The sequence below is a fragment of the Flavobacterium sp. NPDC079362 genome, from assembly GCF_050267765.1.
In the GTDB taxonomy this organism is placed as follows: domain Bacteria; phylum Bacteroidota; class Bacteroidia; order Flavobacteriales; family Flavobacteriaceae; genus Flavobacterium; species Flavobacterium azizsancarii.
Map to the genome: position 1 here is coordinate 276,190 of NZ_JBNNFM010000001.1, position 22,781 is coordinate 298,970.

Sequence of the window (22,781 nt, forward strand, 5' to 3'; positions counted from 1 at the left end):
GACACAAAGTTTTTATTTTCATATTACTTATATAAAAAAAGGCGCAAAGAAAAAATATCTTTGCGCCTTAGAGCCTTTTGGCTATAGCTTTTTATAAGTTTTCAAAGAAATCATTTCCTTTATCATCAGTAATGATAAAAGCTGGGAAATCTTTAACGGTAATTTTACGAACTGCTTCCATTCCTAATTCTTCAAAATCAACAACTTCAACTTTCAGGATGTTATCCTGTGCTAAAATTGCCGCCGGACCACCAATAGAACCTAAGTAGAAACCGCCATATTTATTACAGGCATCAGTTACTTGTTTGGTACGGTTTCCTTTTGCCAGCATGATCATGCTTCCACCATGTTTTTGGAATTCATCTACATAAACGTCCATACGCCCTGCAGTTGTTGGTCCAAAACTTCCTGACGCCATTCCTTCCGGAGTTTTTGCAGGACCTGCATAATAAACAGGATGATTTTTAAAGTATTCCGGCATTGGTTTACCAGCTTCCAACATTTCCATAATTTTTGCATGCGCAATATCTCTGGCTACAATTACAGTTCCGTTTAGTTTTAAACGTGTTTTTATTGGGTATTGAGTCAATTTAGCCAAAATATCAGCCATTGGCATATTCAAATCAATTTCTACAGGAGCTTCTAAATGTGGTGCTGTTTCCGGTAAGAACTGCTTTGGATTAACTTCTAATTGCTCTACGAAGATTCCGTCTTTTGTAATTTTTCCTTTGATATTTCTATCAGCAGAACAAGAAACGCCTAATCCTACCGGGCAAGAAGCTGCGTGACGAGGCAAACGGATGACGCGAACATCATGTGTGAAATATTTTCCGCCAAATTGAGCGCCAATAGCACTTTCCTGACAGATTTTCTGAACTTTTTCTTCCCATTCGATATCACGGAAAGCCTGACCGGCCATATTTCCTGAAGTAGGCAAATGGTCATAATATCCGGCTGATGCTTTTTTGACAGCACTTAAGTTCGCTTCGGCAGAAGTTCCGCCAATAACCAAAGCCAAATGGTAAGGAGGACAAGCCGAAGTTCCTAAATCTTTTATTTTTGCGCGAACAAAAGCATCCATTGATTTTTCATTCAATAATGATTTTGTTTGCTGATATAAGTATGTTTTATTAGCAGATCCACCACCTTTTGCCATAAATAAAAACTCATAAGAAGTTCCTTTTTTAGCATAGATATCAATTTGCGCCGGAAGATTTGATCCTGAATTTTTTTCTTCAAACATCGAAATCGGAACAATCTGTGAATAACGTAAATTACGTTTTTGGTAGGTATTGAAAATTCCTCTGCTCAGCCATTCTGCATCATCAACACCTGTATAGATGCTTTCACCTTTTTTTGCCATTACAATTGCTGTTCCGGTATCCTGGCAGCTTGGTAACTGACCTTCGGCAGCAACAGACGCATTTTGCAATAAATTGTAAGCCACAAAACGATCATTATCTGTAGCTTCAGGATCGTCAAGAATCTTTCTTAATTTTTGCAAATGTGTCGTTCTAAGCATAAACGAAACATCTGTAAGGGCTTCTTCAGCCAATAATTCTAAACCTTTTGGGTCAACAGTTAAAACTTCACGTTCTCCAAATTGTTCAACTTTCACAAAATCAGAAGTAATTTTGCGGTACTGTGTATCATCCTTTAAAATTGGATAAGGGTCTTGGTATATAAAATCAATCATTGCTTTGTTTTTTACAAAGTTAGAAATTATTTACCTAAGAAAGAATTTGAATAAGGGCTGTTTTTTGGAGTTTATTTGACAGAATGAAAGTCATCAAAGGACATTTTTTTCTGAAAGTAAGTCTTGTCTTTTTTCGAGAGTAATTGTTTTTTCCAGTTATTTCCTTTTAATCGAAAAACAATTGAATCTGAGTGCGAAACTGTTCCCATATTTTCATCATTATCGTCAGGTTCGAACGAAACTGTTTTGCAATAAAAAGATTCAGGATTTGTTTTTGCGCCAGGATTTTCAAATTCTACCCAACTTCCCCAACCGCTGTCAGACATCGTATACCATTCATGAACCAATTGGATATCATCGTTTTTTAAATAATACAAATAATGGTTTTGATTGTAGCCACAAGCAGGATATCCAAAAGTAATTTGGATAAAAGGTGAGTTTTTGGCGCTTTCTGTTCCTAATCCGAATATTGCTCCCCATTCTGATTCTTTATCAACTCCTTTAATGGTAATATTTGAAGAAGTAGTTTTGCTTTGATTCTGATAGAAATCAAGTTGGTACTTTGCAGTTACGATACTGTCTTTATCTGCTTTTTGACCTAAAAGATGTGCCAAAATATAATGGTCTTTGGATGTTTCTCCGTAATCAGAAATAGAAATTGTATCAGTTTTTAAGAAGTTATCTTTTGTGCTAATCATTTCTGTTTTAGCTCCAGGATTTTTATTTGTTATTTGTAATTCAGATTTCGGTTTCTGGCAACCAATTAAAAGCAATAAAATAGAAAGATATTGTGGTTTCATTAATTCGCAATATTTATTTGATGTTTGTTTAACAGGGATTAAAAAAATGAAATTTAAACTGTGTAAACCGGATTAAAATCCGGTTCTACAATATAATCCGTTCCTCCGGAACTCTAAAAAAAGAACTATGGGCTCGATTGCTATTTTAGACCGGATTAAAATCCGGCCCTACAATATAAGCCGTTCCTCTGGAACTTTGAAAAAAAAAGCTATCGGATCATTCGTGTTTTAACCGGATTAAAATCCGGCCCTACAATATAAGTCGTTCCTCTGGAACTCTGAAAAAAGAGCTATCGGATCATTCGTGTTTTAACCGGATTAAAATCTGGGTCTATAATACAAGCCGTTCCTCCGGAACTTTGAAAAATAGCTATTAGCTCGATTGCTATTTTTGACCAGATTAAAATCCGGCTCTACAATATAATCCGTTCCTCCGGAACTCTGAAAAAGAGGTATCGGATCATTCGTGTTTTAACCGGATTAAAATCCGGCTCTACAATATAATCCGTTCTTCCGGAACTCTGAAAAAAGCTATTTGCTCGATTGCTATTTTTAGACCGGATTAAAATCCGCCTCTATAAATATAATCCGTTCCTCCCGAACTCCAAAAAGAGCCATCGGCTCGACCAATATTATAGGGCTGGACTTTAGTCCAGTTTAAAATGTATTACAATTTTATTGAATTATTTTAAATTTTCAAAAATATATCTTTCATCAAATTTGACATTGGATTTGTCTAAAAATGATAAATATTCGTCTTTAAAGGTTTATTTTTTATGATGTTCTTCCTGGTTCGCAATATATTTATAAACGGCATTAATGTGAGAGTGGCTGTAAGAGAAAACGCCATAACCTTCCTGCCATTCAAATCTATATTGGGTTAATTGGTTATCATTAATAAATTTTGAAGATTTTCCTTTTACAATTTTCATCAATTCCGAAATTGAAATGGTAGGTTTTAAACTTAAAAGACAATGGACATGATCTTCTGTGCCATTTACAATTATTGTTTTACAACCCGTTTCATTTATTAAATTTCCAATTACACTTAATATTTTAGACTTACATTCATTAGTAATAATTGCTTCTCTGTATTTTACGGCAAAAACTGCCTGGATATATACTTGATGGTAAGTATTTGACATTTTATATTTATTTGCAACGATTTTAAATTCATTACAACAACACAAAATATTCTTACAAAAAATATTTGTTTTGTATATTTTAAATCAGATTAAAATTAGATCCCACAATATAAAACGTTCCTCCAAAACTCCAAAAAAGAGCCATCGGCTCGCCCCATATTATAGGGCTGGACTTTAGTCCAGTTTTACGTAATGAGTATATTTATATTAAAAAAACCAAGTCGCCACAAAAATTGCCGTAATAACACAAATAAGATCTACCAAAAGCATTGTGCCTAATGCGTATCGCGTATTTTTGATATTTACAGAACCAAAATAAACAGCAATTACATAAAAAGTGCTTTCGGCGCTACACTGAAAAATACTGCTTAGTCGTGCTGTTAAAGAATCTGCTCCAAACGTATTCATTGAATCAATCAGGAATCCACGGGATCCTGCAGAACTAAAAGGACGAAGCATTGCAACCGGTAATGCATTTGTGATTTCCTTACTCACTCCCATATTCGAAAAAACAAACGCAATTGCATCACTGATAATTTCGAATAAACCGCTGTTTCTAAATAGAGAAATAGCGACTAACATTCCTAAAACGTAAGGAAAAATAGTAACACCGGTTTTAACTCCGTTATTTGCACCCACTACAAATGTCTCAAAAACAGTAGTATTGGCATCGGCAAATTTCTTTTCATGTTTAAATGAGAAAACCAATGTAAACCCAATAATACCAATTAATATTAACCCGGAAAGGTTAGAGGTAAAGTAGTTTTTTCCAATTAAATCCAAATGATTTACATACATCAGTAAACCAACAATGGCGGCAATTAATCCCATTAATACAATGACAAGAGAAGCACTTTTGAAATTGATTTTTTGTTTAATTCCCACAATCAAAAATGCTGCAATTGTACCAATGAAAGAGGTAATGATACACGGAAGCATAACATCAGCAGGATTAGTGGCGTTTGCAGCGGCGCGATATCCAATGATCGAAGTCGCGATTAATGTTAGGCCAGAAGCGTGAAGACACATAAACATAATTTGTGCATCACTCGCTTTGTCTTTGTCGGGATTTATTTCCTGTAAACTTTCCATGGCTTTCAGTCCAAATGGAGTTGCAGCCGAATCTAATCCCAGGAAATTAGCAGCAAAGTTTAAGGTCATGTAGGATATAGACGGATGATTTTTAGGAATACTTGGAAAAACTTTTACAAATACCGGACTCAATACTTTAGCTAATTTTCCTGATGCACCAGAAATGATTAAAAGTTCCATCAATCCACAGAAAAAAGCCAGGTAGGCAATAAGTGGTAAGATCAAATCGACCAAAGTACTTTTACAAGTAGGTAATAATCCATCAGATTTTTGAAGACCGCTGAAAATTTTTACCGTTTTGTTTTTATAAACATAAGTTGTATCAGCATTAAGTGTGTCACGATTGATAATCATGGTTTGACTTGGTGCCTTTTTAATACTATCCTTGATAAAAGCAGGAAGTTCATGAATGTATTTTTCAGAGATTAAAACAGGATCATCTTTTTTTCCATTTATTACAGAATCAATAGTATAAGTATTGGCAGTAAATAGACTGACAACAATAAAAACAATCGAAGAAATAAAAATGACTAACCAGAATCTACTTAATACCATAATGCTATTTTTTTGTAAATGTAATTATTTAGCAATAAAATGCACAATGATTTTATTGGTGAAACCAGAAGTATTCAATTGAGAGTATATTTTTTTTAGCTATCAATTTAAATCTTATCGTAAATAATCATGTTATTAATATTTCGCCCCGATGGGGCTCGAAATCGAATTGTCAATTCTGTTTCTATAAATATAGCACTCCTAAAGGAGTTTACTTAAGATCAGGAGAACGGTATATTTAAAGAGTAATACTTGAAATCTTTGATATTAGCTTTAAAAGCTCCTTAGGAGCAATAGTTTGAAATTATAGAATAAAAATTTATTCAATAACAATTTTTGTTCCCAGATAGTTTTCAAAAGATTGAATCCCTGCAAAAAGAGCAGTCTTTTTTTCCTTTTCAGTTACATTAAAAAATTCCGTTTCTATTTTTGCATGATCTTTTTTAATTGTTCTTTTCCATGTTCCAATTACTTTTCCGTTTTCGAGAATAATGGGTTTAAAAATTCCGTTATTGGTAAAAGCTTTAGCCTGATGTTCTAGTAAAATTAAAGCTTCGCGGGTTTTATATGAAATTAAAATTTCATCAAAAGCAGGAAGAAAATGGATGCTTTCGCGGAAGTTGGTTTCATACGAAATATCTTTTCCAAACCAGTAAACTTGATTTTCAATCTCGACTGAATTCAATTGCAATTCAATTGCATTTATGGCCATTTTGCAGGTAGTTGGTGGAAAACCAGACCACCAAGAAAAGTCAAGAAGTGTAGCAGGGCCGTGGCTTTCGAAGTAACGTTTGGCTAATTTAGAAAGTGCTTCTTCTTTGGTTAATTTTATCGAAGGTCTCGTAACTCTTTCTTCAAGTAAGGCATACGTTATTTGCTTTCCTTTCATTTTTCCGTTACAAACCAAACCGTCCAATTCAGCATTCATCATAATAGCGGCACTCAAAAAATGTTCGCTTGACGTCTTTTTTATATTAAGTTGCTGCATGATTTCATCACGGGTCAGATGATTATTTCCTGCTAACATTTTTTCGATAGCCAGGTTAATCTGATCTAGTTTGTTGAGATCATAACCATATTTTTTGGCAGCTGAATTTGTAAATCGTTTGACTTGCGGAGCTGAGAGATCCAGCATCCAGTAAATATCTTCTGTCGAAACAAAATGCCATGTTGGTCTAAGAATGTGAGTCCTGATAATTTTTGCAGAGTTTATAGCGTCTTCAATTGCTGCTTCAGTAGCCTCACATCTGGAACCAATCGCCCATTTTGCCATTGCATAATCCTGAGCCTGCATCGCGCCAAGATGACGAACTATTTCAACAGGAGAACTTGGGTTCGTTTCAAGAAGCTTTTGCGCAGCAAGACGGTGATGTGAAATTTCCTTATGCGTCATTATCTAAAGCATTAATTTTAAACTTTGAACCTTTGTGGCTATTTATCTTTGTACCTCCAAAAAACTATACATGAATAATTTCATCATCAATTAATAAATCTTCACGTCGCAAACGCAGGAAAACCTGAGCTACTGCAATCGTATCTTTCTCACAATAGGTTACAATTCGGTCAATATCTTTCTCGACATAAAAAACATGTCCCACCTGACTTCCGTCAATATCTCCTTTTGGAGAGGGAACACCAAGAATTTTGGTCAATAATTTTAGAGAGGTAAAGTGTTTGTAATCACCAAATTTCCATAATTCTAAAGTGTCTAAATGCGGAATCTCCCAAGGCTTTTTCCCAAATAAGTTCAATTTATCCGGAATTGCGATCTGATTGATAATCATGCGTCGGGCAATAAACGGAATGTCAAATTCTTTTGCGTTATGTCCGCACAAAAGATGTTGCGGATGATTAAAATGATTGTTTAATAAATTATTAAAGTCTTTTAGAATCTTTTTTTCATCTCCGAAGAACGAAGTCACACGAAAATTTCGAATATCTCCTTTGATGGTAAAATATCCAACAGAAATGCAGACGATCTTCCCGAATTCAGCCCAAATCCCTGCACGATCGTAAAATTCTTCCGGCGTAAACTCGTCTTTTCTTTGGTATTGCGTTTTATGGTCCCAAAGTGATTGCATTTCTACATCAAGCGAATTAAAGTCTTCTTCTTCCGGAACGGTTTCGATATCAAGAAATAGAATATTATTGAGGTTTATTTTTTCAATCATAGTTTTTAGTTTAACACGGATCACACGAATTGGCACAGATTAGTTTGAGCAAAACAATTACACGGACTTTCTGTTTTGTAAATATAAAGCTATAATTTTAATTCGTGTAAATCTGTGAAATTTGTGTTTTAAAATAAGCTCTGTTGCGCGCTTGGATTTTCATGTTCTAAAAGCCATTTCTTGCGAGATAATCCTCCTGCATACCCCGTTAAAGATCCATTTGTGCCAATTACCCTATGACATGGAACGACAATCCATAACGGATTTTTGCCATTGGCAGATGCAACGGCTCGAATTGCTTTTATATCGCCCAGTTTTTTAGTCTGATCCATATAACTAATGGTTTTGCCGTAGGGAATTTCTAATAGTAATTTCCATACTTTTTGCTGAAATTCAGTACCGCTGGGATTTAGTTTGAAGTCGAAATCAGTTCTTTTTTTATTGAAATATTCCTCTAGTTGCAAAACGGCTTTTTTTAAAACCTCCGGAATTTCTATAGAAACTTCGTTTGTATCAACATCTGAAACGGAAATTATAGCAACACCATCTTCATCTCCTACAATTTTGGTGATTCCTAAAGGTGAATTGATGTAAGCTGTTTCCATAAATTTTGATTTAACCGGGAAGGGCAATCCCGATAGCTATCGGGATACGCAAAGTTCGCAAAGTTTTTTTTAAACCATCTAAGTTATATAAGTAAATTTAAGTTTGGATGTTTCTCGAAGAAACGATTGTCACCCTGAGCGGAGTCGAAGACTAATGAAAACGGGATGGACTTTTCTCCCCGAAGCTTTGGGATTACTCAGCCAGACATACAAAAGCTTTTAATAATTTTCTAACTTAAACAGATAACCTAAACTATCTTCAACTTTTTTGCTTGAAATAACCTTTTTGATGTTTGATTTTTCAATACTGAATGTTGGCAAAACCAGATTTTGTTTTTTTGCTTTTTGAGTATAATATTCCTCTCTTGTGGAATGAAAAGGAGCAACAGCATTAAAAACTTCATTCCATTTTGATTGGTTGATGATTTCTTCGATGATTGAAATACAATCATTTTGATGGATTAAGTTTACGGGAGCATCTGGGTTTTCCAGGTTTTCTTTCCCTGCCATAAATTTTACGGGATGACGATCTGCTCCAATTAATCCGCCAAATCGCAAAATAGTAGTTTCGAAGTTTTGGTTTTTTTGTAAAATTCTTTCAGTTAAAAGTAATTGTTTACCGCTTTCAGTTTGCGGATTCGGAATCGTCTCTTCTGTAACATTTCCGTTTTCATCTCCATAGACAGAAGTGGAACTCACAAAAAGTACTTTTTTTACCGTTGATTTTTCGATAAACGGAATTAAAGTCTGAATCTATTCTACGAAAATCTTTCGCGAAGAATTGGATGTATCAGTATTGTTTCCTCGCAATTTTGGAGGAATATCAATAATCAAGATCTCACTATTCGCTAAAAAATCATTTATGTTTTCTGAAACACTTTCGCTTTCAAGCTCCACCAAAAAAGGATTTGTTCCGGCATTTTCTAAAATCGAAAGTTTACTTTCAGAAGTTGTAGATCCGTTTATCGAATGTCCTTTCTCTATTAATTTTTTAGCTAAGGGTAAACCCAGCCAACCGCAGCCTAATATGCTTATTTGTGTCATTTTTTTTGAAGATTCAGAGGTTCAGAGGTACAGAGGTTCAAAGGGAAAAGTTAAACTTAAAAAACTTTTCTGTGCGACTCTTTGCCTTTGCGAGATTTTTTTAAATTGCTTTTTATAAATCGAGGAAAAAACAAATTTTCTCTTTTCCTTTTGCACCAATTCTGTTGTAAAATTTTATGGCTCTTTCGTTAAATTGAGGCGTTCTCCACTGTATATTATTGCAATTTTTCTCTTTTCCGATTTCTTTTAATTTATCGATTAAAACTTCACCAATACCATAATTTCTCGTTTCTTCTTCTAAAAACAAACAATCCATATAAATTATATCTCCGGCATACCAGGTTGAATAGGTGAAATTATAAGTAAGATATCCTACAATATCTTGATGAGCAGCAACAACTAAACAAAATTGTTTTGGCTGTAAAGAGAAAAATGCTTCTTTCAAACTTTTTTCTTTTCCTTCCGGCGAATAATCGGCTTTTTCATATTCAGCATGTTTTTGACATAAAATAATAAGTTTTGGTAAATCGGTTATTTCGCAATTTCTTATTGTATATTCCATTGTAGGTTGATTTCGTTTTGTAGAAAAGTGATGAAATGATGAAAATAGTCCGGATATTCCTGGTTTTCCCGAATAGCAATAAAGTGTTTTCGCTTTAAGCCGTTTTTGCCAATTTTGATGGCTTTTATCGGATTGTTTTTCAAATGTGGTAACAAGGCCCATTTTGCCATCGACATTACGCCCATATCTGCTTTAACCATTTCCAGAGAAGCTTCGGTCAATGGCAAAGGAGTGACTTTTCTGGGAGTAACTTTGGCTGGAGCCAAAATAAATTGATGAATGGTAACGGTTTCCATCGGAAGTGAATGAATTAATAGATGTTCGTTGACAAAATCTTCGGCAACGACATATTTTTTATTTGCCCACGCATGATTTTCAGAAACTGCCATCACAACTTCGTCCTGAAAGAGTTCAATATATTTGATGTTTTTGTCTTTGATCTGATCGCTGATGATCGCAATATCAATAACGTTTTCAAGTAATTTTTGTAATGGAATATGGGTCGCTTCGGTTACGATCTTTAAATCTACATTGGGATATAAAAGATGAAATTGCTTTAAAACCGGCGGAAGCCAATGATAACTCGAAAAACATTCCGTACTAATTCTAATTTCGCCGTATTCTCCATACACCATTTGCTTGATTTGAGATTCTGTTTGCGAAAGTTTATGGAGAATTTCATTCGCCAGTTCATAGATTTTTTCGCCTGCTTTGGTCAAAACCAGTTTTTTGTTTGTTCGCAGGAAAACAGGAGTTCCCAATTGGTATTCAGCTTCTTTGAGTTGGTGGCTCAACGCAGATTGCGTCAAATGCAATTTGTCAATTGCTTTGGTGATGCTTCCTTCTTCAACAATTGCTTTTATTAATCTTAAATGACGGATTTCCATTCTTTGGGAATTAGAATGCAAAGGAACAAAATTTTAGGATGGTTTTTCTATGAAAAAAAGTAATCAAGTGGATCAATTCTTTTCGTTTTTATGGGATATATAGTTGAGTTACATTTGAAAAATCATAACAATAAAGCGGTAATGAAATGGAAGCACAAATTAAACATTATGAAAACAAACTTGCCTTTGAAATGGATTCGTCTGATTTGTTTGACGCCTTGAATAACGGAGAGAGAATAATTGCTGTTGATGCCCGAAAAGCATTTGGTTTTGAAGCAGAACATATTCCATCAGCAATTAATATTCCGCATCGCGAAATGACGTTAGAAAGTACAAAACATTTAGATAGAGAGGTTTTGTATGTAACATATTGCGACGGAATTGGCTGTAATGCCTCAACAAAGGGTGCATTGAATATGGCGAAACTAGGCTTTAAAGTAAAAGAATTAATTGGCGGAATCGAGTGGTGGAAGTTCGATGGTTATGCCACAGAAGGTACAAATGGAGTAAAATCTGGACTGAAGATTGAATGTGCCTGTTAAACAAAAAGGGTAAACTTTACGATTGAACGTTTACCCTTTATATTTTAAAACTGGAATTTATTCGATTGTAATATTGTTTTCTGCTGCAATTTTCTTGAATATAGCTTCTTTATTTTCTTTTACCATTTTTTGATAAATAACTCCCATTAGCATTTCGGTATCTTTTGTATAGTCTGATTTGTCAGCAGTATAAATTCTGTGGGCAATGAAAATATCAGTAAGCGCTTTTTCATCATTATTTATGGCAAAATAGCTTTTTCCTGCACCAAAATATCCTTCGGCATTATCAGGCTGATAGTGTATTAGTTTTTCATAATACTCTATAGCGCTCTTAAAATCAGATTTTAAAGTATAAGCCACTCCAATGTTCATTAAGGCATATTCGCCTTCAGGATAAATATCCAGTGATTTTTTATAATATTTAATAGCATTATCATAATCCTCAAGTTGCCTGTAACAAACTGCAATGTCGTCGAGTGCCAAAACAAAATCAGGATCTTGTTTCAAGGCGATTTGCAAATTTTCGATGCTTGATTTATAGTTTTTGTTGCGCATAAAGCCTTTTGCAACCTGATAAGAGTTTTGTGCCTCTTTATTTTTGGAATCACTATAATAAATATCAGATTTGCTTTCAGCGGTTTTTGGTACTAAATCAGGGCAAGTTTTACCAATAGTGGCATCAGATTTTTGCAGCAGGCTTTTGATTCCTTCTACGGTATTTATTCCTTCTCGTACTTTAGCATCTTTATCATTCAAAACAACTTCTGACATTGAATTAGTCAGACAGTTTCTGTAAATTTCTTCGTTTATCTCTTTGCTTTTCTGTAAGCATGAGCAGGCTTTTTTTGCTATTTTTTCCTCTAAAGTCTGACTGTTAGCATTCAGGAAACTTGTGGCAATAAAAAGCAGGAAAATTTTCTTCATTTTGGTTTAGTTAGCTTTGGTTAATTCAGAAATGTTGATTACTCAGGTCTGACCACTGGTTTCAAACTATCTTTTGCAACAGCCGTACTGTCTTTTACTGCAGTTGCAGGTGTCAGGCTAGTTGCAGGTGCTGTATATTTTTTTATTTTTTGTTGAATCAATACGGCATCATTTAAAACAAATGGAGTTGGCATCATCCAGTCGCTTCTTGGTTTTATTTTTAGTAACGGATTTGTCATTAAATCGAAAGAACTTTCGATAAGATCCATATCAAAAATAGATGATTTATTGATGTAGAAATCCATTATAAGGGGTTCGTTGGCTACGACATAATAACATAGGATTTTTGATCCGTCACGCTCCAGACGATTTCCTTTTTGATCTGAAGTAGAAACACCATTAGCTTTAAAGTTGAAGAAAGTCATTTTAGGATTGGCATAAATATCATAACGATTTACCTTTCGGTTTGGAGATATTTTAATTTTTAAATACCTGTTGTTTCCTACAGTACTGTCTTTTAAGAAAGCAATCGTTGGTTTTTGAAGCTCAACAACCGGTGCGATTGCGCTGTATGTAAAACCGGAATTGTATTTACTCGTTAACGGAAGAGCATTTAAGCCAACTGCTTTTTGATTTTTTTCTCCCAAGTAACTTTTAGTCCATTCGTCTAAGTTTACATCATAAGTAGTCCAGACAGCTGAGTTTGTATTGGCATTATAAACGTATAATAAACTGTTTGATTTTGCTTCTCCGTGTTTATAACCAGAGTGATATCCTGCATAGATGAAAAATCCAATAGATACCGCAAAAAAGAACATTGTCCAGATTCCTTTTTTAAAGAAATCTCCAAATATAGGAAGCAATAATCCAAAAAGTAAAACGGTTAGAATCGCACTTCCAAAGAGAATTTTTAAGCCCAGTCCAATAGGGAACATCAAAATAAATGGTGCTATAATGGCTAAAGCAGGAATACTGAATAACAAGTTTATGCCTAAGCTATAATGTTGGGTGATGACAAAAATCCCGAAAAGGATTACTCCAAAATAAACCGGGATGATTAAGAAACCGGCGCCGGTTAAACTATTTGCCAGAAAGGCGTTAATGATAATCCAAAGTAGCAATGGAGCTACAAAGTGGTTCATTGTGATCTTTGCTTCTGAAAAATGATGATAAAATGCAAAAGAAATTGCAATACTTAGTGCAACAAAAGCACCAATGTAAGCATGACCATTATAAGTAAATCCGTTAAGGAGATCTGAATATTGCGGATAGATCTGAAGCAGGATTTTCCAGCCTAAAAAGGTAACTAATCCTGAAACAACGAGTGATCCCAAAAGTGGAACAAATCCTCTGAAAATTTCCCTAAAAGTAATGACACGCTTCGCTTTTCCAATAAAAATAAAAAGAATTAATAAGCCTAAAGCCACGATGGTCATTGGTATAACCCATGAAAAAGGATAACTAATGAATGAAAACGGAATGCTGAAATAAACATGGTCTTCCGTTGAATCTGTTGTTGTTAAATCAACATTCGAAAAATATTTTAACAATGGCATCAAATAAGTTCCCTGATGCGCCAATGTCGTTTTGCTTAAATGCTGAACATCGTCTTGTTGTGTGTGATAATTATAATGTCCGTCTATAAACGCAAAATTGAATCCCTGAATCTTGCCCTGCTCTCTAAAAACGGTAAGATCAGTATCGTTTGGCAGCATTTTGTAAATACTGTACATCAACGAATTCGAAACCGGATATTTAGTTTTTGCATTGGCAAATTCTTTTACAAGAGCTTCATTTCCTTTGTTGGTTTCCATCAGCATATAACTTGGTCCTGATGAACCTCTTGCTTCAAAGTTAATGACCAAACCAACGTCTTTTGCCCAGGGATGTTCGTTGACAAAAAGGGCTGCGCCATTTAATCCTAATTCTTCGGCATCAGAAAAAAGAATGATGATGTCATTTTTGTGTGGTTGTTTGGCGTATAAAAAAGCACGAATTCCTTCCAGAATTGTCGCTACTCCTGAGGCGTCATCGCTTGCGCCTTTAGAAAACGAATGTGGGGCACTATCATAATGTGATAATAGTAATAGTGCTTTTGTATTATTGGTCCCTTTTATACGGGCCAGAATGTTTTTAGATTTTACTAAAAGTCCTTTATCATTTAGGGTAAATCCTTCCTGAATAGAAGTCTCTAGTCCAATTCGGTTGAGTTCCAGTTTAAGATAATTGGCTACAAGTTCATGATTGGTTGAGCCAACATAGTGAGGTTTTTGCGCAATAATTTCGACCTGATTTAGTGCTCTCTCTGTCGAGAATTCTGCAAGTGCTTCTTCATCTTTCGAAATCCATTGAGGCATCATCGAGGCGTAGATTATACCAAGAATAGCTAGAATGCAGACTATGGCCAGAATTGAGGTGGGATTTTTTTTCATGATGAATACGTACTATATTTCTTTTTTAACAAGCATAAAATAATCATTGTCCAAAGAGCGATATCCTTGATCATACAGAAAATAGTAGGTATTTCCTGTTTTGGTCTGCAAGATATTGGTAAAGAAGTCGAAATCAAAGCCTTTGTTTATCATTTTTTCCCGAGTTGCTTTAGATTTTCCATCCATGTTAAGTTCAGACAAAATACGGTAATTTTTTCTTAATTTGTTGTTTACATTGCGCATGAAATTAGTGCTGTCCTTGTTTATCTTGTTATTGTAGGCATTTCGACAGCTGTCTGAACAAAACTTTTTGTCTTCTCTGCCTACTATTTTTTCGGAGCATTCCAGGCATGTTTTCATGGTTCTAGCTTTTTGATTTCATACAGGTCATGTCGCCTGTCCTTTAAGATTCGAACACTTCCATGTTCGTGAAGCTGTTTTAAGAGATTCAGATCAACATCAACAATCAGGGTCATTTCTGTATTTGGCGTTGCCTCAGCTTTTATACCATTACTGGGAAAAGCAAAGTCAGACGGCGTAAATACAGATGCTTGTGCATATTGAATATCCATATTGTTCACTTTTGGTAAATTACCAACACAACCTGCTATGGCTACATAACATTCGTTTTCGATTGCACGCGCCTGCGAGCAGTGTTTGACACGTGTATAAGCGTTTTGGGTATCTGTAAGAAAAGGTACAAACAAAATATTCATTCCTTCGTCAGACATTATTCTCGAGAGTTCAGGAAATTCGACATCATAACAAATTAAGATTCCAATTTTTCCGCAATCTGTGTCAAACGTCTTAAATTCAGATCCGCCTTTCATTCCCCAATGCTGCACTTCGTTTGGTGTAACATGAATTTTGGTATACATTTCTGAAGTTCCGTCTCTTTTGCATAAAAAACCAACATTATATAAATTACCATTGTCTAAAAGAGGCATGCTTCCGGTAATAATATTGATGTTGTAAGAGATGGCGAATTCCTGGAAACGTTTTCTAATGGGGTCAGAATATCTCGCAAGTTCGCGAATGGCTTCAGCTTCGGATAAATGATTGTAATCAGCCATTAAAGGCGCGATAAAAAGCTCAGGAAACAAAGCAAAATCACTTCCATAACCTGAAACGACATCGATAAAAAATTCTGCCTGCTCAAAAAACTCTTCCAGATTATTTAGTTGACGCATTTGCCATTGAACCAACCCCAAACGAATAACGCTTTTTTCGAGATTAATAAGTTTTGGACTTTCATCATAATAAACATTATTCCATTCTAAGAGAACAGCAAATTCCTTAGATTCTTCATCGCCTTCCAGATAGTTTTTGATAATCCTTAAAACGTGAAAATCATTACTCAGCTGAAATGAAAGTACAGGATCATGTAATTCTTTATGTTTTACTTTATCAATATAATTTTTTGGCGTAAGCTTTTTAGAATGCTGGTTATAATTAGGGATTCTTCCTGCGAAAACAATAGCTTTTAAGTTCAATTGTTCGCAAAGTTCTTTTCTGGCATCGTACAAACGACGGCCCAAACGTAAACCTCGATAATTAGGGTGAATAAAAACATCGATTCCGTATAATATTTCTCCGTCAGGATTGTGTGTTGAGAATGTATAATCACCAATAATTTGTTTGTAATTATGTCTTTTATCGACTAATTTTTCATCTACAATAAGAGATAAAGCAGATCCTACAACTTTGTCATCAACTAAAATTACCAATTGGCCTTCAGGAAATATAGAAAGTAATTTTTCAATGTCTTTTTCTTTCCAATATGAATTTGCCATTTCGGGATATGACTCAATCATTGAATTTTTCAATTGTTTATAATCTTCTATTTCTAGATTTCGTAACTCGACTTTATTAATTTTTGTTTGCATTGTAGTATGATTTGTGTTAAAAATACGAAAAAAAATCCATTTACAAACGTTTACAAATAATTACAACCGAAAGTAATTAGTTGATAACCGAATAAGTTTTGCATTACATCTCATCTTTGCAATGTTGAATTTGATAATCGAATTCTTTATATATGAACATTTAAATATTATACGCCATGAATGCAATGAAAAACAGAGTACAATTAGTTGGTAACGTAGGTAACGACCCAGAAATTAGAACATTGGATAACGGAAGAAAATTAGCGCATTTGACTATTGCCACAAACGACAAATATACCAATGACAAGGGCGAAAAGGTTGAGCAAACAGAGTGGCATCGTGTAACTGCCTGGGGAAAAACGGCAGAAATTATCGAAAAATATGTACTAAAAGGCAAAGAAGTTGCCATTGAAGGTAAGCTGACCCACAGAAGTTATGACGATAAAAACGGTGAAAAGAAATATATTATCGAAGTTGTTGTCACTGAAATTCTTCTGTTAAGTAAATAGCGTTACGTTAAACTTGATATTCAAAAACCCGACAGGTTTTAATCCCGAGACTTCTGGATTAAAACCTGTCGGGTTTAAAATTTATGTTGAAATGTATTTATAAAACAGATGCGCCGTTAATATCAGTAGTGAGTACTTCGCTCATATAATCAAAAAAAGGTCTCATGTTTTTGCAGGTTTCTAAGGCTTGTTCCAGAAAAAGCGGACTTAGTACTTCGTCATCAGTAAAACGTTTAATGATCAAAAACTGTTTGTATCTAAGTAAGTCAATAGCTTCATGGGTGATATCAAATCCTTTTGGTGTTGTTTTAAGCTGTTCGCCTTGTAAAGTTCCAAAAGTTTTGACAAAAGATTTTGAACTCAATATTTTTTTCATCGGTTCAGAATCATGGGCAAATTCACTTCTTACACGTTTTAGATCTCCGGCATTTGGTCCCCAAAAACCACCGGCAAAAAAACTGTTTCCTTTTTCCAGATGAAAATAATAACCGCCGCGCCTTTGACTTGTTGCTCTTGTAAAACTGCCGCCCCAAAAGGTTTTAAAAGGAGTTTTGTCTTTAGAAAAACGAATGTCACGATAAATTCTATACACACTTTTTTTGCCCGAAGAAGTTTCTAAAACATCAGTTTTTGAAAGTTCATGAAGCAAAGCACCTGCAAAAGTTTCAATATGATTTAATTCTATTAAATAAGCAGGTTTATTGGCATCAAACCAAGGTTTATTATTGTTCTCTTTAAGTTGAGTCAAAAAATCAAGACTGGATTTGGGTATGATAATGTTTTCCATAATTAAATTTAGAATCTTTTTAAAATCAGAAGGCGATTAATTTAAACTAAAAACCCACCAAATTTGTTGGTGGGTTTTGTGTATATGTAGTTAAGCAGTTTTTTTGAATAAATCAAACATAGGACAACGTGAGCAGCGTTTCTTTTCACTTTTTTTGTATTTCTCACAGCAAGATGATTTGCAGTTTTCCAACTTTTTAATCTTGTCAAGGATAGCTGCGTTTTTCTTTTTCTTTTTATCCTTTTTCTTGTCCTTATCTTTTACTTTCTTGCTCAATTTTCCTCCGTATTTAAAAACAGAAGCAAATATAAAAGAAAATAGTTATTTTTAAGTATTCTAAATAAACTTTAACTATTTTTTATTTAGGGTTAATTGCAATAGAACTTGTAACCGTTAATTGCTGAATATCACGGTCGAACAAATATAATCCACCTTTGTCATCTCCAATTAAGTTGATTTTATCAAGAATAGATTTTGCTGTTGCTTCTTCCTCAATTTGTTCTGCAACGTACCATTGTAAGAAATTATGAGTTGCGTAATCTTTTTCTAAGAAAGTAATGTGTACCAACTCATTGATAGATTCTGAAACAAAAATCTCATGGTTATAAAGAGCTTCAAACATTTCTTTAAAAGTAGAATAAGATGTTTTAGGTGCTTTTAGATCTGTAATCTGCGCGTGACCTCCGCGTTCGTTTACATACTTAACTAACTTAAGCATATGAGCGCGCTCTTCGTCTGATTGTGTGTACATAAATTGTGCGATTCCTTCTAATCCGTGTACTTCAGCCCAACAAGCCATAGAAAGGTAGGTTTGCGAAGATTCGGCCTCTATGCGAATTTGCTTATTTAAAGCTGACTCAATATTTTTTGATAACATAATAATGACTTTTTTGTAAAGTTAGAAAAAATTATCCATTCCTCTTTTTTGAAATCCAAAATCACAGGACATTTGGATTAATTCTCAATAAATTTAAGGTTTTTTAATAGGCAAAGAATTCGAAAAAATAGCTTTATTACTAATCGGGTTTCCGCTGTCTTCCCTGATAAAACCATCTGTAAACTTGCGAATAGTATATTGTTTTAAGGCTGTGTCATAATAGCTTAAAATATAATAATCTTTCAATTTAATTATATTCTTAAGTGCGGCATTTTTATTCATACTCAGGTAATAAAAGATGTTGTCGATCGCTAAAGGTGCAGATTTCTCAGTGGGTACAAAATCTAAGTCAGCGTTTAACATCGAATCAAAATACACCATTTTGCTTTGACGATATTGTACTTGTCTTTCAAAATTTTCAAACGAATTGTTTTGTCCATAATTAAAATCAGAAACGATATATTCCAGATATCCGCCAAATGTTATATAGCTGTTTTTATTGTTTTTAAAAACGGAAATCCCAACACTGAGATCCGATAATTGACTCAGGAATTTATTGGTTGTTTTTATCTCGCGGGGTTTATTATCGTTTGTCTGAGCGAATAAAGGCGAATTTTTGAAACGAATAGTATCTTTTTTTGAAACCGAAATGCTTTTAATCGTTTTTTCAGAATCAAAATCTTTTATAGCAAACAAAAGTTCCTGTTTGTTGGCTGTGATTTGAAAGAGTTTGTTTTCGCTATAAAATGAATTTGAGCTTTTAGATAAAATTTTAGAATCCGGCTGATTGAAATTTTTCTCTGTAATATCAGCAGTTCCCATATTTAGATCGAAAACTTGTGTCGTTTTTTGGTTATAATCAAAAGTCAAAATAATTCGATCTTCCAGAACGTAAAGTTTATTTATAGAAACAGCTTTGTCTAATGGATTGAAATCATCTGACTCCATTTTTTGAATTGGAAAATATCGAATCAATGAACTGAAAGTGAGGTTCTGTCCTCTTTCATTTTGAAAACGAAAAGCTGAAAAATCAAACATTTTTATCTCACATTTTCCATTTTTTAATTCATAAAGAAGAAGATGTTGGCTGTTTTTTTCCTTTCCGAGAATGTAGAAATTATTGTTTTTTTGAAACGTGGTAATTATATATTCATTGTTTTCAGGAATATTAAAATTTAGGGCCCGGGAAGTATTATTGTCCAGATAATATTTTATAATTTTTATGTTTTGTGATTTTCTGGAGCTCCAGTAAAGTGTTGGATTTCCGTCATCGCTTATGCTGCTGCCCAGTAAAGATCTGTCTTCTGCGTCTTTTATAGAATCAGTAAATTGATTTTTCAGGAAAAAAGATTTGCTGTATTTTAGAATGTTGATGTTTTTAGAATCGGATGCAAAAACATAGACATCGTGATTTTTTACATCTTCGGCACTTAAGATCTGACTGTTTTCGTCAATTCTTTTTAGATCTAACGGAAAAGAATTTAAGATTGTTTGACTTAACAATACTGATGGAGAGGCTAAAAGAAAAAAAAGAAGAAGTTTTTTCATGAGTTTCGTTGCACAAATATTATTCCAAATTTAATTAAATTTAATGGATTAAAGTAAACTGGCAACTGGAATTGGGGAAAATAAAAAAAGCCCAAAAAGAATTTCTTTTTGGGCCCTTACTTTTTTGAAGTGGAATTATCTTACATTAAAAGTAACTCTTCTTGCTAATCTTCTTGCTTCAGCTGGATCTTTGTCGATAGAATTATCTGATCCGGCAGCAACAGTATTTAATCTTGAAGATTCGATACCTGCTTTTTCTAAAATGGTTTTAACATTCTTAGCTCTGGTGTTTGATAATTTGTTGTTATATTCTGCCTTACCAACCTGATCAGCATGACCAATAATGTCAAGAGATGCCGAAGGGTTTTTTCTTAAGTACGTTAAAACAACATCTATGGCAGCAGTAGAATTTTCGATTGGAGTCGATTTATTAAAGTCAAAATAAACACTGTAATATTGATCGTTAATCATTTCTTTTACAACATCTTTTTGAGGTACTGCTACTACAGGAACAGCTGCTACTATTTTTTCTACAATTACTTCAGTAGGTTTATTTGCTACTAAAGTTTCAAGTTCGTTTAATTTATTTTGTAATTCAGTAAGATCTTGAGATTCTGAGATTAAGGTCCAGTCAGCATGTTTTGCATTTTTTCCTAAATAAACCTGCAATCCAACTGTTCCGTTAAATAAAATTCCTGTAAAACCTCTTGAATCTGCAGTAGTTGCTCCGTCAAAAGTAGCATCTTGCGACGCATTCAGGATCGTAGTAAAATCACCGGTTAAAGCAAATCTGTCAGACAATCTAACCTGACCTGTAACACCTGCGATGAAGTTACCCATTCTGTCTTTAACATGTAAATCTTTGTTCTCTAACTGTGCCAGACCAAAACCTGCGTGACCTAATAAACCAAATGTTTTAGTCCAGGATTCAAAGTTCATGATTCTGCCTAAGTTAGCAACAGCTTGCAAGTCGGCTCTGTAATATTTTGAGTCAAAATCTATAGAATTGTTTTTTCCTGTAAAACTGTTGTATCCAAAATCAGCTTTTAAACCAAATTTGTTATTAAACATATATCTAACTCCAAGATCACCAACCCATAGACTTGGTGTGCTTGTAAAATAATTTGAGCTCATTGGACGTTGAGGTTTGTTTACACCTCCACCTAGTTCTACCGACCATTTATTGTAGGCTGTCGAACTTTTTTCTGTTTGCGCATTTGCATAAGCTACGGTCAAAGCAAACGCCAAAGTCATTACAATTTTTTTCATTGTTATTTTAGTTTTTAATTTTTCCCAAACTAACAATTTATTGTAAGAATTATGATCCAATAAAAGTCATAAATATAACAGAATAGGGTTAAATGTGCTTTCTAAACATTCATTAACTCCTGAAAATAATCGACAAATTGTCCCATATGCAAACCATCCATTAATCCATGATGAACATGAACAGACATTGCAATTGTTCTTTTTCCGGTTTCGGAAGTGATCATTTTTCCAAAAGAAATTTTAGGGCAACTGTCTGGAAACGTGTAGCTTCTGGCATGCGAAAGCGAAGTAAAATTTAACCACGGAATCGCCGAAAAATGAACTACGTTATCATCGTCAAATGATCTTGTAAAAAGTCCGGTTGTACTTTGAATACGCTTAATCTCTGCTAAAGCATTTTGTTCAAATATTTTAAAATCAGGATTATATTCGATTAATGAAAACCCAAAAGTACCGTCTTCGCGCCCAATTGTTGCCGATGCGTCAACACGATCGTTGATATAAATTTTGTCATCAGCGATTCTATACTTGAAATTCTCAATAGAATTTACTGCAACCAATGTTTTGTGCAAGTAATATATGAAGAAAGAAGCCTTGATGCTTTTTGCAGTTTGGTAGGCTTTTGTACAATCAATTTCTACGGTTGCACCAAAAAAAGGTTCTTCTAATTGTTTGAAAAATAAGAAATGTTCTTTTCTGTTCCAGTTTTCTAAATCTAAAAGTGTTTTCATTATGATAAGTTCTGAAGTATTTCAGTAATTTTTTCGAAGGAACTAAAATGCTCGTGTTCGACTTTGTGACTAATTTTTTCGTGTTCCCAAGTGGTATGAAACGGAATATGAACGGCGTAACCTCCAATTCCGAGAACCGGTAAAACATCAGATTTCAATGAATTTCCAATCATCAAAAATTCATTGGCCTTAATGTCTAAACGACCCAGTAATTTTTCATAATCAACTTCTTGTTTGTCTGACATTACTTCTATATGATGAAAATAATGACCCAAACCGGAACGATGTAATTTGCTGTGTTGGTCTTTTAGATCGCCTTTTGTAGCAACAACCAATTTGTATTTTCCGTGTAGAGATTTCAAGGTATCTTCGACTCCGTCCAGAAGTTCGATAGGTTTTTCGAGTAATTCTTTTCCGTATTGAATGATTTTTGCGATCGCTTCAATAGGGATTGTATTATTCGAAATATTCATCGCAGCTTCAATCATCGACAGAATATATCCTTTGATTCCGTAACCGTATAAAGGTAAATTCTGAATTTCGATCTTAAATAATTCCTGCGAAATACCCTGATGTGAAAGATAATCTTCCATCAAAGCGCAAAATTTATGTTCTGTTTCCTGAAAGTAAGGTTCGTTTACAAACAAAGTATCATCAGCATCGAATGCAATTACTTTTAAGTTTGGTATTTTGTTTCTATGTAACATGGTGTTTTTGTT

At 34.1% G+C, this 22,781-nt stretch carries 21 protein-coding genes and 2 pseudogenes; 2 read left to right on the top strand and 21 right to left on the bottom strand.

The window, feature by feature from the left end; genetic code table 11:
* Positions 1-91 precede the first annotated feature (91 nt).
* From ACQKCJ_RS01175 to ACQKCJ_RS01220, 10 genes and pseudogenes are all read right to left on the bottom strand, one after another.
* Positions 92-1,696, bottom strand: a complete 1,605-nt coding sequence (locus ACQKCJ_RS01175; protein ID WP_271333970.1) for a fumarate hydratase — start codon at positions 1,694-1,696, stop codon at positions 92-94.
* Between the two features lie 71 nt (positions 1,697-1,767).
* The gene (locus ACQKCJ_RS01180; protein WP_427401184.1) at positions 1,768-2,496 is read right to left on the bottom strand and encodes a hypothetical protein; all 729 of its coding nucleotides are present in this window, start codon (positions 2,494-2,496) and stop codon (positions 1,768-1,770) included.
* Between the two features lie 683 nt (positions 2,497-3,179).
* A pseudogene (gene tnpA, locus ACQKCJ_RS01185) lies at positions 3,180-3,641 on the bottom strand (IS200/IS605 family transposase).
* A 207-nt stretch (positions 3,642-3,848) separates the two neighbouring features.
* The gene (locus ACQKCJ_RS01190; protein ID WP_271333973.1) at positions 3,849-5,288 is read right to left on the bottom strand and encodes a nucleoside recognition domain-containing protein; all 1,440 of its coding nucleotides are present in this window, start codon (positions 5,286-5,288) and stop codon (positions 3,849-3,851) included.
* Positions 5,289-5,607: 319 nt separating this feature from the next.
* Positions 5,608-6,681, bottom strand: a complete 1,074-nt coding sequence (locus ACQKCJ_RS01195; protein WP_271333974.1) for a winged helix DNA-binding domain-containing protein — start codon at positions 6,679-6,681, stop codon at positions 5,608-5,610.
* Positions 6,682-6,745: 64 nt separating this feature from the next.
* Entirely contained in the window at positions 6,746-7,459 is a 714-nt protein-coding gene (locus tag ACQKCJ_RS01200) for a 3'-5' exonuclease (RefSeq protein ID WP_271333975.1), read from the bottom strand.
* A 128-nt stretch (positions 7,460-7,587) separates the two neighbouring features.
* Positions 7,588-8,064 (bottom strand): methylated-DNA--[protein]-cysteine S-methyltransferase, encoded by a 477-nt coding sequence (locus tag ACQKCJ_RS01205; protein ID WP_271333976.1) that lies wholly within the window; start codon positions 8,062-8,064, stop codon positions 7,588-7,590.
* 219 nt (positions 8,065-8,283) lie between these two features.
* Positions 8,284-9,108: pseudogene (locus tag ACQKCJ_RS01210) on the bottom strand (SDR family oxidoreductase).
* A gap of 112 nt (positions 9,109-9,220) precedes the next feature.
* Positions 9,221-9,670, bottom strand: a complete 450-nt coding sequence (locus tag ACQKCJ_RS01215) for a GNAT family N-acetyltransferase (RefSeq protein ID WP_271333978.1) — start codon at positions 9,668-9,670, stop codon at positions 9,221-9,223.
* A complete protein-coding gene (locus ACQKCJ_RS01220; protein ID WP_271333979.1) occupies positions 9,655-10,557 on the bottom strand; it encodes a LysR family transcriptional regulator in 903 nt (300 codons plus the stop codon). The genes ACQKCJ_RS01215 and ACQKCJ_RS01220 overlap by 16 nt, the downstream gene beginning before the upstream one ends.
* 146 nt (positions 10,558-10,703) lie before the next feature.
* Between ACQKCJ_RS01220 and ACQKCJ_RS01225 the strand changes: the two genes are divergently transcribed.
* Positions 10,704-11,099 (top strand): rhodanese-like domain-containing protein, encoded by a 396-nt coding sequence (locus tag ACQKCJ_RS01225; protein WP_271333980.1) that lies wholly within the window; start codon positions 10,704-10,706, stop codon positions 11,097-11,099.
* Between the two features lie 57 nt (positions 11,100-11,156).
* Here the strand turns inward: ACQKCJ_RS01225 and ACQKCJ_RS01230 are convergent, their stop codons facing one another.
* Genes ACQKCJ_RS01230 through ACQKCJ_RS01245 form a run of 4 tightly spaced genes read right to left on the bottom strand, consistent with a single transcriptional unit; the run spans position 11,157 to position 16,341 of the window.
* A complete protein-coding gene (locus ACQKCJ_RS01230; RefSeq protein ID WP_427401185.1) occupies positions 11,157-12,023 on the bottom strand; it encodes a tetratricopeptide repeat protein in 867 nt (288 codons plus the stop codon).
* Positions 12,024-12,061: 38 nt separating this feature from the next.
* Positions 12,062-14,455 carry a M28 family peptidase gene (locus ACQKCJ_RS01235; RefSeq protein WP_271333982.1) on the bottom strand — a complete coding sequence of 798 codons (2,394 nt, stop codon included), beginning with the start codon at positions 14,453-14,455 and terminating at the stop codon, positions 12,062-12,064.
* Positions 14,456-14,467: 12 nt separating this feature from the next.
* Entirely contained in the window at positions 14,468-14,815 is a 348-nt protein-coding gene (locus tag ACQKCJ_RS01240; RefSeq protein ID WP_072957263.1) for a hypothetical protein, read from the bottom strand.
* A complete protein-coding gene (locus ACQKCJ_RS01245; protein ID WP_271333984.1) occupies positions 14,812-16,341 on the bottom strand; it encodes a bifunctional GNAT family N-acetyltransferase/carbon-nitrogen hydrolase family protein in 1,530 nt (509 codons plus the stop codon). Before ACQKCJ_RS01245 ends, ACQKCJ_RS01240 begins: the two co-directional genes overlap by 4 nt.
* A 176-nt stretch (positions 16,342-16,517) precedes the next feature.
* Between ACQKCJ_RS01245 and ACQKCJ_RS01250 the strand changes: the two genes are divergently transcribed.
* Positions 16,518-16,850 carry a single-stranded DNA-binding protein gene (locus ACQKCJ_RS01250; protein ID WP_427401186.1) on the top strand — a complete coding sequence of 111 codons (333 nt, stop codon included), beginning with the start codon at positions 16,518-16,520 and terminating at the stop codon, positions 16,848-16,850.
* A 97-nt stretch (positions 16,851-16,947) separates the two neighbouring features.
* Here ACQKCJ_RS01250 and ACQKCJ_RS01255 read toward each other — a convergent pair whose 3' ends face one another.
* The 7 genes from ACQKCJ_RS01255 to ACQKCJ_RS01285 form a co-directional block, all read right to left on the bottom strand.
* A complete protein-coding gene (locus tag ACQKCJ_RS01255) occupies positions 16,948-17,637 on the bottom strand; it encodes a DUF2461 domain-containing protein (RefSeq protein WP_427401187.1) in 690 nt (229 codons plus the stop codon).
* Positions 17,638-17,727: 90 nt separating this feature from the next.
* On the bottom strand, positions 17,728-17,913 hold the full coding sequence (locus ACQKCJ_RS01260) for a hypothetical protein (RefSeq protein WP_427401188.1): 186 nt from the start codon (positions 17,911-17,913) through the stop codon (positions 17,728-17,730).
* Positions 17,914-17,995: 82 nt separating this feature from the next.
* Positions 17,996-18,514, bottom strand: a complete 519-nt coding sequence (locus tag ACQKCJ_RS01265; protein WP_271333988.1) for a ferritin — start codon at positions 18,512-18,514, stop codon at positions 17,996-17,998.
* Between the two features lie 93 nt (positions 18,515-18,607).
* Entirely contained in the window at positions 18,608-20,062 is a 1,455-nt protein-coding gene (locus tag ACQKCJ_RS01270; RefSeq protein ID WP_271333989.1) for a hypothetical protein, read from the bottom strand.
* 135 nt (positions 20,063-20,197) lie between these two features.
* Positions 20,198-21,331 carry an OmpA family protein gene (locus ACQKCJ_RS01275; protein ID WP_427401189.1) on the bottom strand — a complete coding sequence of 378 codons (1,134 nt, stop codon included), beginning with the start codon at positions 21,329-21,331 and terminating at the stop codon, positions 20,198-20,200.
* 101 nt (positions 21,332-21,432) lie between these two features.
* Entirely contained in the window at positions 21,433-22,062 is a 630-nt protein-coding gene (locus ACQKCJ_RS01280; protein ID WP_271333991.1) for a chloramphenicol acetyltransferase, read from the bottom strand.
* Positions 22,062-22,769, bottom strand: a complete 708-nt coding sequence (locus ACQKCJ_RS01285; RefSeq protein WP_271333992.1) for an HAD family hydrolase — start codon at positions 22,767-22,769, stop codon at positions 22,062-22,064. The genes ACQKCJ_RS01280 and ACQKCJ_RS01285 overlap by 1 nt, the downstream gene beginning before the upstream one ends.
* Between the last annotated feature and the right edge of the window lie 12 nt (positions 22,770-22,781).